Raw genomic sequence first — 17,992 nt, 5'->3', positions numbered from 1 at the left:
CGGCCACGGCCGGGAAGGGAGACGATTGACTTGGCCATGTGGCCGAGCGAGTTGAAGCCATTGGTCGTCGGCATCGGCGGCACGGGACGACCTGGATCGACGACGGACAAGGCGCTGGCAATGGCGCTGCAGGGCGCGGCGGAGGCCGGTGCCCGGACCCGTCTCTTCGATGCCGGATCTCTCGGCTTGCTGCCGCTCTTCCAGCCGCAGCATACGGAGCGCAGCGAGACCACCCTCGAACTGCTGGACGCCCTCGCCCGCGCGGACGGTGTGCTGCTGGCCAGCCCCAGCTATCACGGCGGCGTCTCGGGGCTGGTCAAGAACGCGCTGGACTATCTGGAGGATCTCAGTGACGACCCGCGCCCCTATCTGGACGGGCGTGCAGTCGGCTGTGTGGTCACCGCCGCGGGGTGGCAGTCCGCCGGGACCACCCTGTGCGCGCTGCGGTCCATCGTGCACGCGCTGCGCGGCTGGCCGACCCCGTTGGGCGTCGCGCTGAACACGACCGAACATCCTCTGACCTCAAGCGACATCGAGACCGGCCGCCGATTCGAGACGCAGCTGCTGACGGTCGGCCGGCAAGTGACCGAATTCGCCATGGCGTTCGGTGGCTCGAGCGAGGCCATGGCGGGGGCAACCAGATGACCGCGCAGCCCGAGTCCACACCTCAGCCGGCACGTGCCGTACGGCACACCACCGCAGAGCGCATCGAGAAGTTCAGGGAACGGCAGCAGCTGGCACGCGAGCCGGGATCGCCACGGGCAGCGCGGCGGCAGCACGTACTGGGAAAGCTCACCGCGCGCGAGCGCATCGAACTGCTCCTGGACGACGGCTCCTTCATGGAAACCGACCCGCTGGCCCGCCATCGCTCGACCAACTTCGGCATCGACAGCCGACGCCCGATGGGCGACGGCGTGATCACTGGACTGGGAACCGTCGACGGCCGTCAGGTGTGCGTGTACGCCCAGGACGCGACCTCCTTCAACGGCAGCGTCGGCGAGGTGTTCGGGGAGAAGGTGGGCAAGCTCCTCGACATCGCCATGCAGATCGGCTGCCCGGTGATCGGCATGAACGACTCCAGCGGCGCGCGGCTCCAAGAGGGCGTGCTGGCCCTCTCCGCGTACGGCCAGGTGGCCAGGAGGGTGGTCACCGCGTCGGGAATGATCCCGCAGATCTCGGTCATCATGGGCGTGTGCGCCGGCGGCGCGGTGTACACCCCGGCCGCGACGGACTTCATCGTCATGGTCAACCGGACCTCGCACATGTTCGTGACCGGTCCCGACGTGATCCGCTCGGTGACCGGTGAGACGGTGGGCCTGGAAGAGCTCGGCGGGGCGAGCGTTCATGCGCGGCGGACGGGCAACGCGCACTACATGGCGGCCGACGAGGAGGACGCCCTCGCTTACGTCAAGGACCTGTTGTCGTATTTCCCGAGCAACAACCTGGCCGAGCCGCCGAGTTACCCCACACGTGTCGATCCGGCGGGCACGGCCCGGGACCTTGAACTGGACTCGGTGATCCCGGACGTCTCCGAGCAGCCGTACGACATGCACCAGGTGATCGAACGGCTCGTGGACGACGCGGACCTGCTCGAAGTGCACCCGCAGTTCGCGCAGAACATTCTGTGCGGGTTCGCCAGGATGGAAGGGCACACCATCGGCGTGGTGGCCAACCAGCCCATGCACCTGGCCGGCTCGCTGGACATCGACGCCGCGGAAAAGGCCGCTCGGTTCGTCCGGTTCTGCGATGCGTTCGGCATTCCGATCCTGACCCTGGTCGATGTTCCCGGCTTCCTGCCGGGCACGGTCCAGGAGTACGGGGGGATCATCCGCCGCGGCGCCAAACTCGGGTTCGCCTACATCGAATCCACCGTGCCCAAGATCACCGTCATCACCCGCAGGGCGTTCGGCGGAGGGTATGCGGTGATGGGATCGAAGGAGCTGGGCGCGGACATCTGCTTCGCCTGGCCCACCGCGGAGATTGGCGTGATGGGCGCACGCGGCGGCATCGACCTGCTGTTCCACCGCGATCTCGCCGCATCCGAGGACCCCGTGACGCTGGAACGGTCCCTCACCGAACAGTACGAGGAGACGCTGACCAGCCCCTATGCCGCGGCCGAACGCGGCTGCGTCGACGACATCATCGCACCGTCCGAAACGCGGATTTCCGTGATCAGGGCGCTGCGCGCCCTGCGGAACAAGCGGGTCGCGCCGCTGCCGAAGAAGCACAGCAATATTCCACTCTGACAGGACTGACAGGACAGGAGTTGCTGATCACATGGCGCAGGCACGGGAGGGGCTGAACGCACAGTTGCGGACGCTCATCGGGATCTCTGCCGGGATTCCGCTGGGTCCGGGCATGGGTGTGCCCGACGGGAAGGACAGCCCGGGCACAGGCGCGGATGACCCGTCCTGCCTGAGGTGTGGCCTGCCGGCCGAACACCTCGGGCAGGACGGACCGGCAAGCAGGTCCGTCCCTCCGGACCCCGTCGCGTCAGTGCCCTGAGGCGGAGTCGGGCAGGGAGTCCGGGCCCTCGCGGGTTACTGTCGCGGCGACGGCTGCCCTGTTCGACACACCGAGTTTGGCGAAGACATTGGACAGATGCATCTCCACGGTCTTCTCCGCTATATGCAGCTTCTTGGCGATCAGCCGGTTGGTCAGCCCGTCGCTCACGAGCGCGGCGATCTGCTGCTCCCGGCCGGTCAGAGCGATCACGCTGCTTTCCGAATCGGTGCTCCTGGCGTGTGGAGCACGGGCGGCCAGCCTGCGGCGCTCGACGCGCGCCGCTCGCGCCAGAGCGGAGGCTCCCAACTGCTCACAGGCCAGCTGGGTCGCCTTCAACTCCTGTGCCGCGTCGTCGAATCGGCCCTGTTGCCACAGGGCGAGGCCCACGGCCACGCGAGCGCGCAGTGCGTCGATCGCCCGGCCCGCCTCCTCCAGCCCCGCCGCGGCATGCTGTGCGGGAGCCAGTGCCGCTTCCGGGTTCTGACGAAGCAGCACCTGCGCTTCGGCCAGAGTTGCAAGAGCTATACGGCCGGGCTGCTCGAGGAGGTTCGCCGCGTGCATGGCCCGCTGCGCCCAGTCCGCCGCCCGCGCCGGTCGGCCCGCGGCGAGCTCCGCCCGGACAAGCAACTCGTACCAGGCGACTCGAGAACCGGCGTCGGCGGTCGGCAGGTCCGCACCGCCCGCGTCGGTAACCAGAGCCAGGCATCCCTCGTGGTCGCCGTTGAGCAACCTGGCTTCAGCCAGAATCCGCAGAGCGAGTGCTTCCTTCCAGCTGCTGGCCGAGTGCCGGGGCTGCAGCGTGGCAGCGAAGGAGTTCTGCAGCGCGCCGTCGAGATTGCCGAGAGCGATGTCCACGTATCCCTGCACCGCGTAGGCGTTGACGAGTTCTTCCGGGCTGTCCGTGCGCTCGGCGAGGTAGACCGCGTGCTCGACGGCGATCTGTGCCTCGGTGAGTTTGCCCCGGTCGCGGAGTACGAACGCCTTGCCGGCCAGCAAGTGCGGCATAAACAGCCGGTAACCGCTGCGCGTGGCGAAGCTGACCCCCTTGTCGAAGTGCCGGAGTGCTTCGTCCCAGCGTTCGAGCAGCACCTCGCTCCAGCCGATCCACATCACTGCATCCAGGCTCTGCGCGAGCTCGCTGTCCAGCATCCCGTCCAGGATCGTGGTTGCCTGTCCGAGCAGCTCATAAGCGAGTCCCGTCCGCCCGTTGGCGGTGTTCGCCATGGCCATGAGACCGAGGCAGGACGCCTGCAGGGGGCGGTGCCCGTGCCGCTCCACCACGGCCAGCGCCTCTTGCGCCCACTGATAGCAGCCCAACGGGTCGCCGCTGTGCAGCTGTCCGGCGGCTATTTCGAACTTGAGCGATGCGCGGACCAGGGCGTCCTCGCTGCCGAGGGCGTCGAGCTCCAGGCGCAGCATGGCGTCCGTCTCCTCGCGGCCCCCGAGCAGCCGTTGCACCATCGCGGCGAAGGCCACGGCTTGGGCGTGCTGGGGTGCCGGCTCCCGGGGCAGGATGCTCAGCGCCTCATGCATCAGATCGCGGCACTCCTGCAGCTGGCCCGTCGCCCCTCGCGCCTCTGCGAGCTGGGTCATCATCCTGGCCCGCCGGCCCTCGAAACGGGGCTGCTGCGGGAGGGCGCGAAGTGCGGTGGTGAGCCAGGCCGATGCCCTACCGGGGTCGGTGGAGGCCACGGTGCGGGCGGCTTCGTCGAGCAGTTCGACGGCGGGGAGATCGCCATGCTTGATCCATTGCTCCACATGCGGGGCGCGCTCGACGGCTGGGGCGCCACGCGTACACAGGGCTTCGTCGGCGCGGAGGTGCATGTCCACGCGCCAGCTCAGTTCGCTGTGGTTGTATACGGCCCGGTGGACCACCGGGTGACGGAAGGCGAAGTACTGGCCGGGTACCACCGGGTGAACCAGGTCCCGCCGGATCAACTCGCCGATCGTGCCCAGCACCGCGGTCTCGTTCCGGCCCAGCATCTGAGTGAGCAGCCCGGCTTCGAACTCGTGGCCGACGACCGCGGCGGCATCCGCCACCTCCCTCATCTCGGGTCGCAGGGGGGCCAGTTCCTCGGTGTACCGGGCGTAGTTTCCAAAGCGTGGGGTCTGGTTCAGCCGGGACAGATCGTCACGTGCGGTGAAGACCGGCTGTTCGGAGATGAGCGCCTTCAGATATCCCGGGTTTCCGCCGCTCTCCCGGTACAGGTGCCGGCGGTTGAACTCGGTGGCCTCACCGGCCAGCATCTCGCCCACTTCCTCTTCCAGAAGCGGTTCCAGGTGTATGTGCTCGACGATCACCTGCTCGGACCGGCCTCGGAGGGCCGCCTGCAGCGATGGGGTTGCCTGCCGATTCCGATAGGCGAGCACGAACAGCACAGGAGCCCGCGGTGGCCTGCGCAACAGACTCGCCAGGAGTTCAACGGAGGCTGGATCGGCGACGTGATAGTCGTCAAGGACAAGAACCAGCCTGGGCACGGACAGTTGATCCAGAAATTCGCGTACGGCGCGGAAGCCGGTCTGCGCCATGGACTTCACAGCGTCCGCCGCACGTTCTCGGTCGAAGTCCATGGTCAGCCGGAGCACCGTGTTCAACTCCTCGCGCTGCCAGGGGGGAAGTCCCTCCACTGCTGCGCGCACGAGATCATGCTGGTCGTCGAACGCGTCCGAGATCAGACCGAATGGTGCGTCACCATCATGTCGATTGACCCTGCCGGTGAATACATGGGAGTTTCCGGAACGGGCGATGCCGGCGAACTTGCCCAGTACCGCAGTCTTGCCAATACCTGGGTCTCCCGTTATTTTGACAAGCCGGGCAACTGGCTGCCGCGCCCCTACCTGACGGAGGGCGCCGCTCAGCGCACTTAAGACATCTCGCCGTCCGGCGAGAGTCTCTGTCTGTGCGGGAGTAGGTGCAGATTCTGCTGTATCCCACATTTCCGAATCGGGTGAAATAGCTAACTGACGCAGATTACGGCCGGTACGTGCCATCGCCCCCCCCGTCGTGGCAGTAGGGCGCACATCCGCGTCGGTGCGGACCGCTCCCCCGTGCTTCGCACACTACGCTTCGCACATTAGCAGCAGGGCGCGTGACCGCACAGGTGCTCGATGTAACATGCATATTGCCATTACCCCTGCAATCTGCATGCCGACCGCCGTCTTCGACATGAGTTCGTAGGCAGGGAGTGTTCGAAATCGCGCGCGGGGTGAGCCCCGCGGGGCACGGCATGGGCGAGGAGTTTGACCTGAACTTGCCGAAAATAATGGCTGATTCGCGGTGGCCACAGGTGTAGATCAATTGTGGGTGTCTTGTTCTGCACGGTGCCGCGGCGGCGGGGCGCCGTCGGCCCGGCCGGGTCGTCAGTATCCGGATCCGGGGGGGGGGTTGGGCTGACAAGTAGGCACGGGGAAGACTGATCGGCCCCTGTCCCTGCCCAGGGATATCCCCAGTGCCTAGCGAGCCTCGAGTGGACCAGACTTGGCGCGTACTTCCTCTGACCCGTGCACCTGCTCTGTCCGAGTGCGCGGGCTGTCGCTGTTTGGAGGAACGCGCGTGAGTACACGAATCTATGCACTCCCGGTCGAACAGACGCGGTGGCAAGTTCCCGGTGGGGGAACGACGGTGTTCGACTGGGAATACGACGAGGGCCGCGACCGGCTGCTCGGCCTGTACGAGAAGGGCAAGCAGAAACAGTGGGATGCGTCCGAGCGGATTGACTGGTCGATCGACATCGACATCAGCAACCCCATGGGTGTGCCGGAACAGACAATTGCCATCTATGGATCCCGAGTATGGGACAAGCTCAGCCAGAAGGACAAGGGCGTTATTCGCCATCACCTCGCTTCTTGGCAGTTCTCGCAATTTCTGCACGGTGAGCAGGGTGCCCTGATCTGCTCTTCGAAGATCGTTCACACTGTGCCCGATCTTGATTCCAAGTTCTATGCGGCAACTCAGGTGATGGACGAGGCCCGGCACGTCGAGGTCTATTCGCGCTACCTCAGAGAGAAACTGGGTCTGGCATACCCGATCAATCCCAGCCTCAAGTCCATCCTCAATGACGTCGTATCCGACTCCCGCTGGGACATGACATACCTGGGCATGCAGGTTCTCATCGAAGGGCTGGCACTGGCCGCGTTCGGGCTGATCCGGGACAACGCCACGGAGCCGCTCGCCCAGGCACTCAATACCTACGTGATGCAGGACGAGGCACGGCATGTCGCATTCGGCCGGCTCGCGCTTCGCGAGTACTACCCCGAACTCACCCAGGCGGAACGGGACGAGCGCGAAGAGTTCTGCATCGAGGCGTGCTACCAGATGCAGGAGCGGTTCGTCGGCGAAGAGGTCTGGCGCAATCTAGACATCGATGCGGACGAGTGCATCGAGTTCATGCGCAACTCCGAGCACTTCCGTGCCTTCCGCAGCCATCTCTTCTCCCGCATTGTGCCCACGCTCAAGGACATCGGCCTCTTCGGACCGAAGATGAAGCATGCGTTCGGTGAGATGGGAATCATCGGCTACGAGCATCACGACCTCGACTCCCTCATGGAGCAGGACGAGAAGATCGCAAGCGATCTCGACCGCACCAGGATCGAGCAGGTCGAGAAGGTGATCACGCTGGGCGGCGCCGACGTCTGACGGTGCGCAGGCTCCATATCTGAAGGCCGGATCCGGCCTTTCCACATCCAGTTTCCTCGGGAGTGCTGAGTAGTGACGACATCCGAACCGGCCCGCACGCGGCGGGGATACCTCGCGGTGACGCTGACGGCGTCAGGGGGCACCTTCCTCGCGATGCTCGACTCCACGGTCACCAACCTGGCGGTGCCGGATCTGTCCAAGGACTTCCCCACCGCCTCGTTACCCAACCTCTCCTGGGTCATCAGCGCCTACGCGGTGATGTTCGCCGCGCTCCTGGTGCCGGCCGGGCGGCTGTCGGACGTACTGGGCCGGAAACGTCTGTTCCTTCTCGGCATCGGGATCTTCACCGTGGCCTCGCTGCTGTGCGGTGTTGCGCCCAACCTCCCTGTACTCATCGCGACCCGCGGGCTGCAGGGGGTGGGCGCCGCCGCGATGATCCCGGCATCGCTGGCGATCCTGCTCCTCGACGGGCCGGCAGACCAACGGGTGAAGTCGATCGGCTTGTGGAGCGCGGCCTCGGCGTTCGCCGCGGCGGTCGGCCCCAGCGTCGGCGGGGTGCTGGTCGACCTGCTCGGCTGGCGCTCGGTGTTCTACGTCAACCTCCCCTTCGGTCTCCTGCTGATTTTCGCGGCCGTACGGCTGCTGCCCCGTCCCGCCGGCTCGGACAAGAGGCAGATTCCGGACCCGCTCGGCACCCTCCTGGTCGCTCTCGCGGTCGGTGCAATGACCGTGGGAGTCACCGAGGGCGGCACCTGGGGCTGGTGGGACGGCAGGACACTGGCCTGCCTGGTGGGCGGAGCCGCCGGTGCGGTCGTCGCCGTGCTGCGCTCCAGGAAGCATCCGGCTCCTGCCCTCGAGACGTCTCTGCTGGGCAATCGCTCCTTCGCCGTCACGAACGTGGTGTCGCTCCTGTACGGCATGGCGCAATACCCGTGGCTGCTGGTCAGCGTGCTCTACCTGACCGGCTCCTGGCACTACTCCGAGCTCAAGGCGGGCTTTGCCATGACACCGGGCGCGGTCGCGGCGTCCGTCGCCGCGCTGGCCATGAGCCGGCTGGCCCCGCGACTGGGAGGACCCCGAGGCGCCACGCTGTCCGGGCTGCTGGCCTTCGTGGCGTGCGGTCTCTGGATGGTCTTCGGGCTCACCGACACCCCCTCGTTCCTGACCTTCTGGCTGCCCGCGGGATGTCTGGTCGGCATCGGCATGGGGGCGGCCACAATGGGGACCTCGGCCGCGGCGGCGCTGAGCGCTCCGCCCACCCGGTTCGCCGCGGCAAGCGGAATGAACACCACCGCGCGGCAATTCGGCGGCGCGCTGGGCATCGCCGCACTGGCGGTGATCGTGCAGCAGCGCACCGAGGACGGCGGCGGCACGAACCTCGACGCGTATGTGGGCGTCTTCGCCTTCTCCACCGTCGCCGCCGGCGTCGCACTGCTCATCAGCCTGTTCTGGCTGCGTGTCACCCCGCCCCCGCAAGCGCAGGCCGCCCCCGCTGCCAGGCCCGGGACGGCGTCGCCCGCCGCTGAGGAACGGAGCCGAGGATGATGGACTCCGAGCGGCACGAGGACACCCCACGGCGTACGGCACTGGTGACCGGCGCCAACAAGGGGCTCGGCAAGGAGATCAGCCGACAGCTCGCGGCGCTGGGGATGAGCGTTCTGCTCACCGCCCGGGACGACGAGCTGGGCAGAGCCGCTGCGGCCGAACTCGCGGCCGAGGGCGGCGACATCCGATTCGCACGGCTGGATGTGACCGAGGAGAAATCGGTCCGGTCGGTCGCCGAGCTCGTCGACGGATATTTCGGCCGTCTCGACATCCTCGTCAACAACGCGGGAGTGAGCGGAGTGGTCCGGGGGGAACGCCTGCCCCTCGACGAGATTTCCGTCGAGACGCTGAGGAGCACGCTCGAGACGAACTTCGTCGGAGCGTTCGCGCTCACGCAGGCGTTGCTGCCCGCGCTGCGCACCGCTGGGGGCCGGGTAGTGAATGTGACCAGCGCGCTGGCCACCTTCGCACGGACCACGGGAAGCGGTCCGGCGGGACGGGCGGACCTCATTCCGTACTGTGCGTCCAAGGTGGCCCTGAACATGACCTCAGTGCTCCTCGCCGACCAGCTGAGGGAATCGGGCGTCACCGTCTGCTCGGTCTCTCCCGGATACGTCGCGACCGACATGAACAACTTCGCGGGTACGAAATCAGCTCGCGACGGCGCACGGACGGTTGTGCGCTGGGCCACCGCAGCCCCCGATGAGCCGCCCGACCGGGCCTTCATCACGGAAGAGGGTGTCGCGCCCTGGTGAGGGACCACGGGCAAGAGGCGGCCTGGTCTGCGATTTCGTGGTCGCGGGGGGGGTGGGTCGGGGCTCGCCGTAGCGGCGGCAACGATTCACCCACTTCGACGCCGTCACTCGCGATATCCCCATCTCCGCGGCAACATGCGCGACCGGACGGGTGCGACAGCGCTCGATGAGCCGGCGGCGCCCTTCCGGGGTGAGCGGGGCGTTGCGGTGAGTCATGCGACCCGGACGTCTTCGGCCGGCGCGGCGGGCTCAGGGGCGGACAAATGTATCCGTTTGGGCAGCAAGAGCGGGGTGGCGAGCAGGAGAACGCCGGACATGGTGATCGCGGCGAGCGGGCTGGTGAGTGTGGCGAGAACGCCCCAGATCACCATCAGGGCAGCTTGTAGGAGTTTGCTGATGGCACTCCATGTACTGAGGATTTGGGCGGTCTGATCCGTGGGAGTCCGTTGCAGGCGTTCTGTTGCGTAGATCGGATTGAAGATGCCCATGCAGGTGATCAGCAGGCCCTCGACGATGATCACGGTGAGTAGTCCGGGGATGCCGGGACGGACGAACGTGAGACCGAGTGGGAAGAGCGATCGCAGCCGGCCGGAGACGACCATGACCCGGTACCGGCCGTAGCGGGTCACGAGGCGCGCGGAGAGGCGGGCGCCCACGAAGCCGCCGAGTGCCGGGATGCCGAAGGCAAGACCGTACTGCCAGGCCGGGAAGTGGTACTGGCCCAGCAGGAGGACCGACAGGAGCGGGACGGTGGCCATGATGAGGCCGCCGACCAGGATTGAGTTGAGGAACAGGCGCCTTAGTGCGCGGTCGCTGAGGATGAACCGCCAGCCGCCCAGAAGGTCGGCTCCGCGCAACCTGGTGGCCCGGTCGCGGGGTGCCGCGACGTCGCCTCCGCGGATGCGGAGGACCCCGAGCGCGGACAGCAGGTAGCTGAGGGCGTCGGCCATGACAGTGATGACCGGGCCGAGCAACCCTATGAGTGCACCCCCGAGGGGCGGGCCCGCCGCGGTCGCCACCCAGCTCGTGCCCTCGAATCTCCCGTTCGCCACAAGGAGGTGATCGCTACGGACGAGATACTTCAGATACGCGCCGGATGCGGCAGTGAAGGCGATGCTCGCGGTCCCGGAGATGATCGAGACGACCAGCAGTTGGCCGTATGAAAGCAAGCCGAGGACGTACGCGATCGGGACACTTGCCATCGCGACGAACCGGATCAGGTCCATCGCGATCATCACCGGACGCTTGGCCCGGTGCTCAACCCACGGCCCGAGCGAGAACGCAACAATCGCCGCGACGGCAAGGCCGGCCGCCTCCAGGAGCGACACGGCGAATGCCGGCGAGTGCAGTACTCGAACCGCGATCAGCGGGAACGCGCCGAAGGCAATCCACGTACCGTATGTACTGACGGCGTAGGCCGACCACAGCCAACCGAAACTGCGCCCCAACTGCACGCGCATGCGACTCCCTCGCGACAACCGATGTTCGGGTCTCTGCATCACACCGGCCGCACCGTCGCGGGATCAAACAACCGACTCCCGGGCGAGCCACAACCATCAGTTGGGCACGTTTACGCTGGATCAATGGATACCGAGGCGGTGCGATCGTTCGTCCGCGCGGCCGAGCTCGGACAGCTGCAACACGCGGCCGACGAGCTCGGCGTAACGCAACAGGCCGTGTCGAAGCGGATCGCAACCCTCGAGCGCGAACTCGACGTCCGGTTGTTCACCCGCACCGCCCGAGGGGTCGAGCTGACACTCGACGGCCAAGCTTTCCTCCCGCACGCCCGGAACATCATCACGGGTGTCGATCGCGCCATCACCGCGATCAGACCGGGCACGCGGGCCCTTCGGATCGACGTTCTCGGCCTGCGATCCGCGCAGGCCGTCGTCCTGCACGACTATTGGCGGTCGCATCCCGAAACCGACCTCGACGTGGTGACCCTCAGGGTCAACGACCCGCGCGTGGCGGTCACCGCCGTCCAAGCAGGCGATATCGACGCCTCGTTCCGCTCGGTCACCGAGCCGGCCACGCTGCCGCGCGACGTGCAAATGATCCACGCGTTCGACTCCCCGCTGGAACTCCTCGTCGGCCCGAGGCACCCGCTCGCCTCCGCACGAACACTGACACCATCCCGGCTGCGCCGGCACCGGATCTGGGTGCCGGGTATCGCGCCGCGAAGCGAATGGGCAGAGTTCTACGATCAGCTCGCCACCGACTTCGACCTCCGCATTGACGCCGCGGGCCCGAACTTCGGCAACGAGGTACTCCTCGACATCCTCGCGGACTCCGCAGACGTGGCAACCCTCGTAGGCTCGCGCGACCGGTACATCTGGCCGGCGAACTACGACCTACGCCGCATCCCGATCGTGAATCCGACGCTCGCATACCCGCTCTCGCTCATCTTCCCCCGAGCGAATCCACACCCAGGACTCCGGGCAATCATCAAGCACTTCGGAAGCCTGGCACCGCTCCCCGAGACAGCCTGGCTCCCATCCTGGGCAACGACACCACGCCGCAGCGACGGAAACATCGAACACACCCGCCGCTAACGGTCGCTTCCAGCAGCACACTGCCGACACGACTGGGTCTAGAACGCGCGGGCGGCCATCCATTTGGTGAGGTCGACCGCGATCCGGTCGATACGGGTCTCGGTGGTCACGTGATGCTCGCGGCGACTGGTGTCGCGGCGGACAACCTCGTTTCCGCCCTGGTCCAGGACCGCGACAGAGGCGAACCACGCGGGATCGTCCTGCTCGGGCTGGATGACGACGAACGTGTTGTCCGTGTCGCTGCCCACAACTCGGGCCGCGCCCAGCCCCATACCTCGGCTCGCCGAGCAGCGATCGCAGTTGCTCCAACGACGACATGGCTCCCCCAACCGGCCCGACTCCGTACGGCATCATCCACTGTCCACCGGACGAGGAGAGTTCGAGCCCCTGCGCATCGCCTACTCGGCGGCCAAGGCTCGGTCGCGCGCCATAGCCGGTACCGGCAGAGCAGCATTTCCGCCGCGCCACCGGCCCGAATCACGGGAGGATCCGGCGCGGCGAGCCGTCAGGCGCGGGCGGGCGCTGTGGGTTCGGTGCCCGGTCTGGGCGACGTGTGCACGCCGAAGGAGGCACGGTAGGCGCGCGGGCTGATGGCGAGGCGCGCGGCGAAGTGCTGGCGCATCGTGATCTCGCTGCCGAAACCCGTACGGCGGGCGACCTCGGGCATGGGCAGGTCGGTGTGTTCGAGGAGCTTCTGGGCAGCGGCGATGCGCTGGTCCAGGAGCCAGCGCAGGGGCGTCGCGCCGGTGGCCGCGGCGAAGTGGCGGGCGAAGGAACGTGCCGACATGCCCGCGTGGGCGGCGAGATCAGCGACGGCAAGCGGTTCGTGGAGGTGATGGAGGGCGTATTCGCGCACGGATGCGAGGGCGTCGGCGTCGCGGTCGGTGCGCGGGGTGGGATGTTCGATGAACTGGGCCTGGGTTCCGGTACGGAAGGGGGCGGTGACCATCGAGCGGGCGATCGTCGCGGCCGCCTCGGCGCCGTGAGCCGTGCGGACCAAGTGCAGGCACAGGTCGATGCCGGCGGCCGTACCGGCGGCGGTCCAGATGCTGCCGTCCTCGATGAAGAGCGCATCGGGTTCGACGGTGATACGCGGGTGTTGGGCGCGGAGCAGATCGACGAGGTTCCAGTGTGTGACCGCGCGGCGGCCATCGAGGAGGCCCGCCTGGGCGAGTGTGAAGGCGCCGCCGCACAGGGCGGCGATGGTGGTGCCGCGGACGTGTGCGCGGCGCAGGGCCTCGAGTACTGGTTCGGGGGCGCGGGTGAGATGGTCGTCCAGGCCGGGGACCAGGATCAGGTCGGCACGAGCCAGCCAGGCGAGGGTGCGGTCGGGGGTGAGGCTGAGACCCCCGCGCATGCGGACGGGCGGGGTGTCGGCGGCGACACGGCGCAGGTCGAAGGCGGGGACGCCGCGGTCGGTCCGATCCGTGCCCCAGACCTCGGTGATGACCGAGACGTCGAAGGCTCGTATGCCCGGGAAGCTGACGAGGGCGACACGGTACGGGATGGGGTCGGCGGACACCGTGGCAGTAAACCATCGATCGCTGACTAGTGCACCTCTGGGGCCGAGCGGACCCGGACGGCAGGATCGTGGACATGAAGATTGCAGAGAGCGCAGCACTGGTCGTGGTGGACGTGCAGAAGGGCTTCGATGAGCTGGACTTCTGGGGTCGGCGGAACAATCCGGAGGCTGACGAGAACATCGCCTCGCTCATCGACGCATGGCAGGCCACGGGGCGGCCGGTCGTCTTCGTCCGGCACGACTCGTCGAAGCCGGACTCGCCGCTGCGGCAGGGACACGAGGGGAACGGCTTCAAGGAGTACGTCGAGCAGCGGCGCGGAAAGGGGGCCGCGGCGGAGCTGTTCGTGACGAAGACCGTGAATTCGGCCTTCTACGGGACGCCGGACCTGGACGCGTGGTTCAGGGCTGAGGGCATCTCACAGTTCGTGGTGGCCGGGATCCAGACCAATATGTGCGCGGAGACGACGGCACGGATGGGTGGAAACCTTGGGTACGAGGTGCTCTTCGCGCTGGACGCGACGTACACGTTCGATCTTGAGGGGCCGTTCGGCTGGCAGCGGACCGCGGACGAACTGGCGCAGGCGTCGGCCGTGTCACTGCACGGCGGAGGCTTCGCGACGGTGGTGACGACCAAGGAGCTCGTGGCCGCAGCGGCCTGAACGCGGCTGCCCCCGCACACGGACGCATCGGCGAGACCGGGAGCGGCTCGCCCCACCGGAGGGGGATCCGGCGGGGCGAGCGGTCACGCGTGGGCGGGGGCCGTCGGCTCGGTTCCCGTCTGGGTGACGACCGAAGCCGCCACTTGTGCCGCGCACTCGAGCATGCTCACCGCACGGTCCGGGCTCAGCGTGCGATCCCAGCCGGCCCTGGTGCCGAGCCAGGCGAGGACGCCCGCCATGAAGGCGTCCCCGGCGCCGATGGTGTTGACCACATCGACCGGGACGGCCGGTACGGAGACGGGCGCACCGGCCGGGGTGTAGGCGGCGGCGCCGCGGGCGCCGCGTGTCATCACCACCAGGCGCCCCTCCCCGGCAAGCCTGCGGCAGCTCTCGTCCGGATCCCTGTCCGGCCACAGCCGCAGCAGATCCTCGTCGCTCGCCTTCACCACATGGGCCAGCGCGCACAGATCACGGAGCAGCCCCAGGCCCCGGCGGGGATCGATGGTGCGGTCCGCGCGCACATTGGGGTCCACCACCAGCAGCGAGTGCCGGGCGGCCGCCTGCGCGGTCGAGGCGACGGCCTGCGCCGCCGGTTCGACGACCGCGGCCAGGCCTCCCACGTACACCGCGCCGAAGCGGCCGACGTCGGCCGCCCGGTCCGGGAACCGGAAGGTCGCGGTGGACTGGAGGTGGAAGTGGTAGCCGGTCCCCGTCTCCCCCGGATCGGCGACCGCCAGTGCCGTGGGGAGGTCGGAGCGGGCGCAGCGGGTGAGATCCACGCCGGCGTCCGCCAACCGCCGTTCGATGCTCCGCGCGAAGCCGTCACCGCCGAGCGCTCCGGCGAAGGCGACAGGCCTGCCGAGGCGCGCGAGGCCGACCGCCACATTGGCGGGTGCGCCGCCGGGCTGCGCGCGCCTGACGTCCGGCTCGCTCGGCACGGGGACGAGATCGACGAGCGCTTCGCCCAGTACCAGGACTCCGTCGGGCCCGTCGTTCACGGCTCCACCACGATCTTGCGGCCGATGCCCGCCTTGAACCGGTCGATGGCCTCGGGGTACTGGTCAAGCGGCAGCCGGTCGCTGATGAAGACGGACGGGTCGAGCACCCCGGTCGCGAAGAGCGCGGCGGCCCGCTCATAGCTGTGCAGCACCGCCATGGAGCCGGTGATGGTGATCTCTTGGTTGTAGATCCGGTACGGCTCGATCACCGCGGTCGTCGCATAGTCGGCGACCCCGAACTGCAGGAAGGTGCCTCCCTTGGCGACCCGTCCGAGGCCGTCCTGGATGGCCCCCGCATTGCCGGTCGCGTCGATGACGAAGTCCCAGCCGCCCGGCTGCTCCAGCTCCTCGGCGGTGGCCGCCGAGCGGGAGCAGCCGAGCAGCGAGGCCGTGGCGAGGCGGTCCGGATTGACGTCGAGGATGTCCACGCCCGCGGCGCCTGTGCGTTTGGCGAGCTCCAGCATCATCAGCCCCATGGTCCCCGAGCCGTAGATCAGCACCTTGGCGCCGAGGGTGCTGCTGTTGAGCACGTCGTATCCGCGGACCGCGCAGGACAGCGGCTCGATCAGCGCCGCGTCCCTGACGTCGATGTGGTCCGGCAGGCGTACGCAGTTCGCGACGGGGGCGACGGCGAACTCGGCCGCACCGCCGGGCACGGTGACGCCGATGGCGGCCCAGCGGTCGCAGAGATTGCCGCGTCCCGCCCGGCAGTAGCGGCATTCATGACAGTGCAGGGACGGGTCGACCGCGACCTTGTCGCCGACGGCCAGTTCGGTGACCTCCCTTCCGATGCCCACGATCTCACCGGCGAACTCATGGCCGGGCAGGATCGGCAGCGTGGGCGCGAACTCGCCCTGCAGAATGTGCAGATCGGTGCCGCACAGACCGCACGAGGCCACCGAGACGACGACCTCCCGCGGTCCCGGGGTGGGGTCGGGAACCGTCGTGACGGAGACCTTGCCGGGGGCTTCGACGATCGCTGCCCTCATTTAACAGCTCCAAGAGAAAGGCCCTGGACGAGCTTGTCCTGGGCGGCGTAACCGGCGGCGAGCACCGGCAGGGACACAACGACGGACGCGGCGCACAGCTGGGCGAGGAACAGGCCCTGGCTGGTGACGAATCCGGTCAGATAGACGGGCGCGGTCTGGGCGACCACGCCGGTGAGCACGCGGGCGAAGAGCAGCTCGTTCCAGCTGAAGATGAAGCAGATCAGGGCGGTGGCCGCGATCCCGGGAGCGGTCACCGGCGCGACGACCCGGGCCAGCACGGTCGGCAGCCGGGCGCCGTCGACCTGCGCGGCTTCGATGATGGAGACGGGCACGTCCGCCAGGAAGGACTGCATCATCCAGACCGCGATCGGCAGATTCATCGAGGTGTAGAGAATGACGAGGAGCCAGATGTTGTCCAGCATCCCGGCGTTCTTCGCGAAGAGGTAGACGGGCAGCAGACCGGCGACAACCGGGAGCATCTTGGTGGACAGGAAGAAGAACATCACGTCCGTCCACTTGCGTACGCGCCGGATGGAGAGCGCGTACGCCGCCGGGAGGGCGAGGACGAGCACCAGCAGCGTGGAGAAGGCTGACGCGGTCAGGGAGTTGATCAGGGACGGCCAGGGGCTGGGGCCGCCGCCCGCGCCGAAGAACTCCCGGTAGCCGGCGAGGGTCAAGGGCGCGCCGAGGGAGGGCGGATTGGTCGCCGCGTCCGGCTCCGAGTGCAGTGAGGTCAGCAGCATCCATGCGGCCGGCAGACAGAACCCGATGCCCGCCACCCAGGCCAGCAGGCCGAGCGCTGCGGTTCGGCGCCTGGCCCGGCGCGCGGCGGGTGGCAGCAGTGTCGAAGGAGCCGGAGCGGCCGTGGTGGCGGTCATGCGCGGTTCCCCTCCTCACGGAAGAGGGACGAGACCACCCGGAGCGCGAATGTCGCGATGATCATCGTGCCGATCACAACGACGACTCCCGCGGCGGACGCCAGTCCGTACTCGTGGGCTTGGTAGAAGGTCTGGTAGATCGTGTACGGGAGGTTGGCGGTGCCCAGTCCTCCGGAGGTGATCGTGAACACCGCGTCGAAGTTCTGCACGATGTACACCGAGCCGAGCAGGACGCCCAGTTCGAGGTAGCGGCGCAGATGCGGCAGGGTCAGATAGCGGAAGGTCTGCCAGGCGCTCGCTCCGTCGAGGCGCGCCGCCTCCATCATCTCGGCGGGCCTGCTCTGCAGTCCCGCGAGCAGGATCAGCATCATGAACGGCGTCCACTGCCAGACGAGCGCCGCTTCGACGGCCATGAGCGGCATGCCGGATATCCAGTCGGGCTGGGCCGGGGACGTATCGCCGAACAGCTCGCCGATCCAGGTCAGTGCTCCGTTGAGCAGTCCGTACTCCGGGTTGTAGAGCGCGTGCTTCCACAGCAGCGCCGCGGAGACGGGCACGATCAGGAAGGGCGTGATGAGCAGGGTGCGCACCATGCCGCGGCCGAAGAAGGAGCGGTCGAGGAGCAGGGCGAGCAGCAGTCCGAGCACCACGGTGGCGACGACGACGCTCGCGGTGAGCAGGACGGTGGTGAAGACCGAGTCGCGCAGCTCGGGGTCGGTGACCACGGAGGTGTAGTTGGACAGTCCGGCGAAACTGCGCGCGCCGGGGTTGAGGGAGTTCCAGTCGAAGAGCGAGATCACCAGCGTTGCCACGAACGGCAGTTGGGTGACCGCGATCAGGAAGACGAGGGCAGGCAGGAGCGGGGCCCGGGTGGCCCAGGCCCGTACGCCCCCCTTCCGCTCCTTCGGCTGCCGCGCCGGCTTCGACCGGACCTGAGGGTTCAGCGGCTGTGT

The 17,992-nt window shown here is 68.0% G+C and carries 14 protein-coding genes and 3 pseudogenes; 7 read left to right on the top strand and 10 right to left on the bottom strand.

What is annotated here, in order from left to right:
- Positions 1 to 36 precede the first annotated feature (36 nt).
- The gene (locus AB0D12_RS18160) at positions 37 to 645 is read left to right on the top strand and encodes an NAD(P)H-dependent oxidoreductase (RefSeq protein WP_362683451.1); all 609 of its coding nucleotides are present in this window, start codon (positions 37 to 39) and stop codon (positions 643 to 645) included.
- A complete protein-coding gene (locus tag AB0D12_RS18155; protein WP_362683237.1) occupies positions 642 to 2,246 on the top strand; it encodes an acyl-CoA carboxylase subunit beta in 1,605 nt (534 codons plus the stop codon). The genes AB0D12_RS18160 and AB0D12_RS18155 overlap by 4 nt, the downstream gene beginning before the upstream one ends.
- 247 nt (positions 2,247 to 2,493) lie before the next feature.
- On the opposite strand, the gene AB0D12_RS18150 is transcribed toward AB0D12_RS18155, so the two are convergent.
- Positions 2,494 to 4,752 carry a LuxR C-terminal-related transcriptional regulator gene (locus tag AB0D12_RS18150; RefSeq protein WP_362683448.1) on the bottom strand — a complete coding sequence of 753 codons (2,259 nt, stop codon included), beginning with the start codon at positions 4,750 to 4,752 and terminating at the stop codon, positions 2,494 to 2,496.
- 180 nt (positions 4,753 to 4,932) lie between these two features.
- Positions 4,933 to 5,442 (bottom strand): annotated as a pseudogene (locus AB0D12_RS18145) (ATP-binding protein); the annotation flags it as partial.
- Between the two features lie 616 nt (positions 5,443 to 6,058).
- Between AB0D12_RS18145 and AB0D12_RS18140 the strand changes: the two are divergent.
- From AB0D12_RS18140 to AB0D12_RS18130, 3 genes are all read left to right on the top strand, one after another.
- Positions 6,059 to 7,141: a ferritin-like domain-containing protein gene (locus AB0D12_RS18140; protein WP_362683234.1), complete on the top strand. Its 1,083-nt coding sequence runs from the start codon at positions 6,059 to 6,061 to the stop codon at positions 7,139 to 7,141.
- Between the two features lie 72 nt (positions 7,142 to 7,213).
- Positions 7,214 to 8,686 (top strand): MFS transporter, encoded by a 1,473-nt coding sequence (locus tag AB0D12_RS18135; protein ID WP_362683231.1) that lies wholly within the window; start codon positions 7,214 to 7,216, stop codon positions 8,684 to 8,686.
- The gene (locus AB0D12_RS18130) at positions 8,683 to 9,441 is read left to right on the top strand and encodes an SDR family NAD(P)-dependent oxidoreductase (protein WP_362683228.1); all 759 of its coding nucleotides are present in this window, start codon (positions 8,683 to 8,685) and stop codon (positions 9,439 to 9,441) included. The genes AB0D12_RS18135 and AB0D12_RS18130 overlap by 4 nt, the downstream gene beginning before the upstream one ends.
- 63 nt (positions 9,442 to 9,504) lie before the next feature.
- On the opposite strand, the pseudogene AB0D12_RS18125 reads toward AB0D12_RS18130, so the two are convergent.
- Positions 9,505 to 9,657: pseudogene (locus AB0D12_RS18125) on the bottom strand (leucine zipper domain-containing protein); the annotation flags it as partial.
- A complete protein-coding gene (locus tag AB0D12_RS18120; protein ID WP_362683225.1) occupies positions 9,654 to 10,901 on the bottom strand; it encodes an MFS transporter in 1,248 nt (415 codons plus the stop codon). The gene AB0D12_RS18120 and the pseudogene AB0D12_RS18125, both read right to left, overlap by 4 nt.
- Before the next feature lie 123 nt (positions 10,902 to 11,024).
- Here AB0D12_RS18120 and AB0D12_RS18115 point away from each other — a divergent pair, with 123 nt between their 5' ends.
- Positions 11,025 to 11,993, top strand: coding sequence for a LysR family transcriptional regulator (locus tag AB0D12_RS18115; protein ID WP_362683222.1), 969 nt, complete (start codon positions 11,025 to 11,027; stop codon positions 11,991 to 11,993).
- 38 nt (positions 11,994 to 12,031) lie between these two features.
- On the opposite strand, the pseudogene AB0D12_RS18110 reads toward AB0D12_RS18115, so the two are convergent.
- A pseudogene (locus AB0D12_RS18110) lies at positions 12,032 to 12,235 on the bottom strand (hypothetical protein); the annotation flags it as partial.
- Between the two features lie 263 nt (positions 12,236 to 12,498).
- Positions 12,499 to 13,515 carry a helix-turn-helix domain-containing protein gene (locus AB0D12_RS18105; RefSeq protein WP_362683219.1) on the bottom strand — a complete coding sequence of 339 codons (1,017 nt, stop codon included), beginning with the start codon at positions 13,513 to 13,515 and terminating at the stop codon, positions 12,499 to 12,501.
- Between the two features lie 74 nt (positions 13,516 to 13,589).
- On the opposite strand from AB0D12_RS18105, the gene AB0D12_RS18100 reads away from it, so the two are divergent.
- The gene (locus AB0D12_RS18100) at positions 13,590 to 14,174 is read left to right on the top strand and encodes a cysteine hydrolase family protein (protein WP_362683216.1); all 585 of its coding nucleotides are present in this window, start codon (positions 13,590 to 13,592) and stop codon (positions 14,172 to 14,174) included.
- 83 nt (positions 14,175 to 14,257) lie between these two features.
- Here AB0D12_RS18100 and AB0D12_RS18095 read toward each other — a convergent pair whose 3' ends face one another.
- Genes AB0D12_RS18095 through AB0D12_RS18080 form a run of 4 tightly spaced genes read right to left on the bottom strand, consistent with a single transcriptional unit; the run spans position 14,258 to position 17,983 of the window.
- Entirely contained in the window at positions 14,258 to 15,172 is a 915-nt protein-coding gene (locus AB0D12_RS18095; protein WP_362683213.1) for a carbohydrate kinase, read from the bottom strand.
- The gene (locus tag AB0D12_RS18090) at positions 15,169 to 16,161 is read right to left on the bottom strand and encodes a zinc-dependent alcohol dehydrogenase family protein (protein ID WP_362683211.1); all 993 of its coding nucleotides are present in this window, start codon (positions 16,159 to 16,161) and stop codon (positions 15,169 to 15,171) included. The genes AB0D12_RS18095 and AB0D12_RS18090 overlap by 4 nt, the downstream gene beginning before the upstream one ends.
- Positions 16,158 to 17,039 carry a carbohydrate ABC transporter permease gene (locus AB0D12_RS18085; RefSeq protein WP_362683208.1) on the bottom strand — a complete coding sequence of 294 codons (882 nt, stop codon included), beginning with the start codon at positions 17,037 to 17,039 and terminating at the stop codon, positions 16,158 to 16,160. Before AB0D12_RS18085 ends, AB0D12_RS18090 begins: the two co-directional genes overlap by 4 nt.
- Positions 17,036 to 17,983, bottom strand: coding sequence for a sugar ABC transporter permease (locus AB0D12_RS18080; RefSeq protein ID WP_362683445.1), 948 nt, complete (start codon positions 17,981 to 17,983; stop codon positions 17,036 to 17,038). The genes AB0D12_RS18085 and AB0D12_RS18080 overlap by 4 nt, the downstream gene beginning before the upstream one ends.
- Positions 17,984 to 17,992: the final 9 nt, after the last annotated feature.

Origin of the sequence: Streptomyces sp. NPDC048479, from assembly GCF_040651435.1 — a bacterium.
In the GTDB taxonomy this organism is placed as follows: Bacteria; Actinomycetota; Actinomycetes; order Streptomycetales; family Streptomycetaceae; genus Streptomyces.
Note: the sequence above shows the minus strand (reverse complement) of the source record. Positions and strands in the feature narration are given on the sequence as shown.

Coding starts and splice junctions, on each gene's coding strand:
- AB0D12_RS18150 (WP_362683448.1), bottom strand. CDS start 4,752: ATGCTGGCCGGTGAGGCCACCGAGTTCAACCGCCGGCACCTGTACCGG.
- AB0D12_RS18160 (WP_362683451.1), top strand. CDS start 37: ATGTGGCCGAGCGAGTTGAAGCCATTGGTCGTCGGCATCGGCGGCACG.
- AB0D12_RS18155 (WP_362683237.1), top strand. CDS start 642: ATGACCGCGCAGCCCGAGTCCACACCTCAGCCGGCACGTGCCGTACGG.
- AB0D12_RS18130 (WP_362683228.1), top strand. CDS start 8,683: ATGATGGACTCCGAGCGGCACGAGGACACCCCACGGCGTACGGCACTG.
- AB0D12_RS18100 (WP_362683216.1), top strand. CDS start 13,590: ATGAAGATTGCAGAGAGCGCAGCACTGGTCGTGGTGGACGTGCAGAAG.
- AB0D12_RS18090 (WP_362683211.1), bottom strand. CDS start 16,161: ATGAGGGCAGCGATCGTCGAAGCCCCCGGCAAGGTCTCCGTCACGACG.
- AB0D12_RS18085 (WP_362683208.1), bottom strand. CDS start 17,039: ATGACCGCCACCACGGCCGCTCCGGCTCCTTCGACACTGCTGCCACCC.
- AB0D12_RS18120 (WP_362683225.1), bottom strand. CDS start 10,901: ATGCGCGTGCAGTTGGGGCGCAGTTTCGGTTGGCTGTGGTCGGCCTAC.
- AB0D12_RS18115 (WP_362683222.1), top strand. CDS start 11,025: ATGGATACCGAGGCGGTGCGATCGTTCGTCCGCGCGGCCGAGCTCGGA.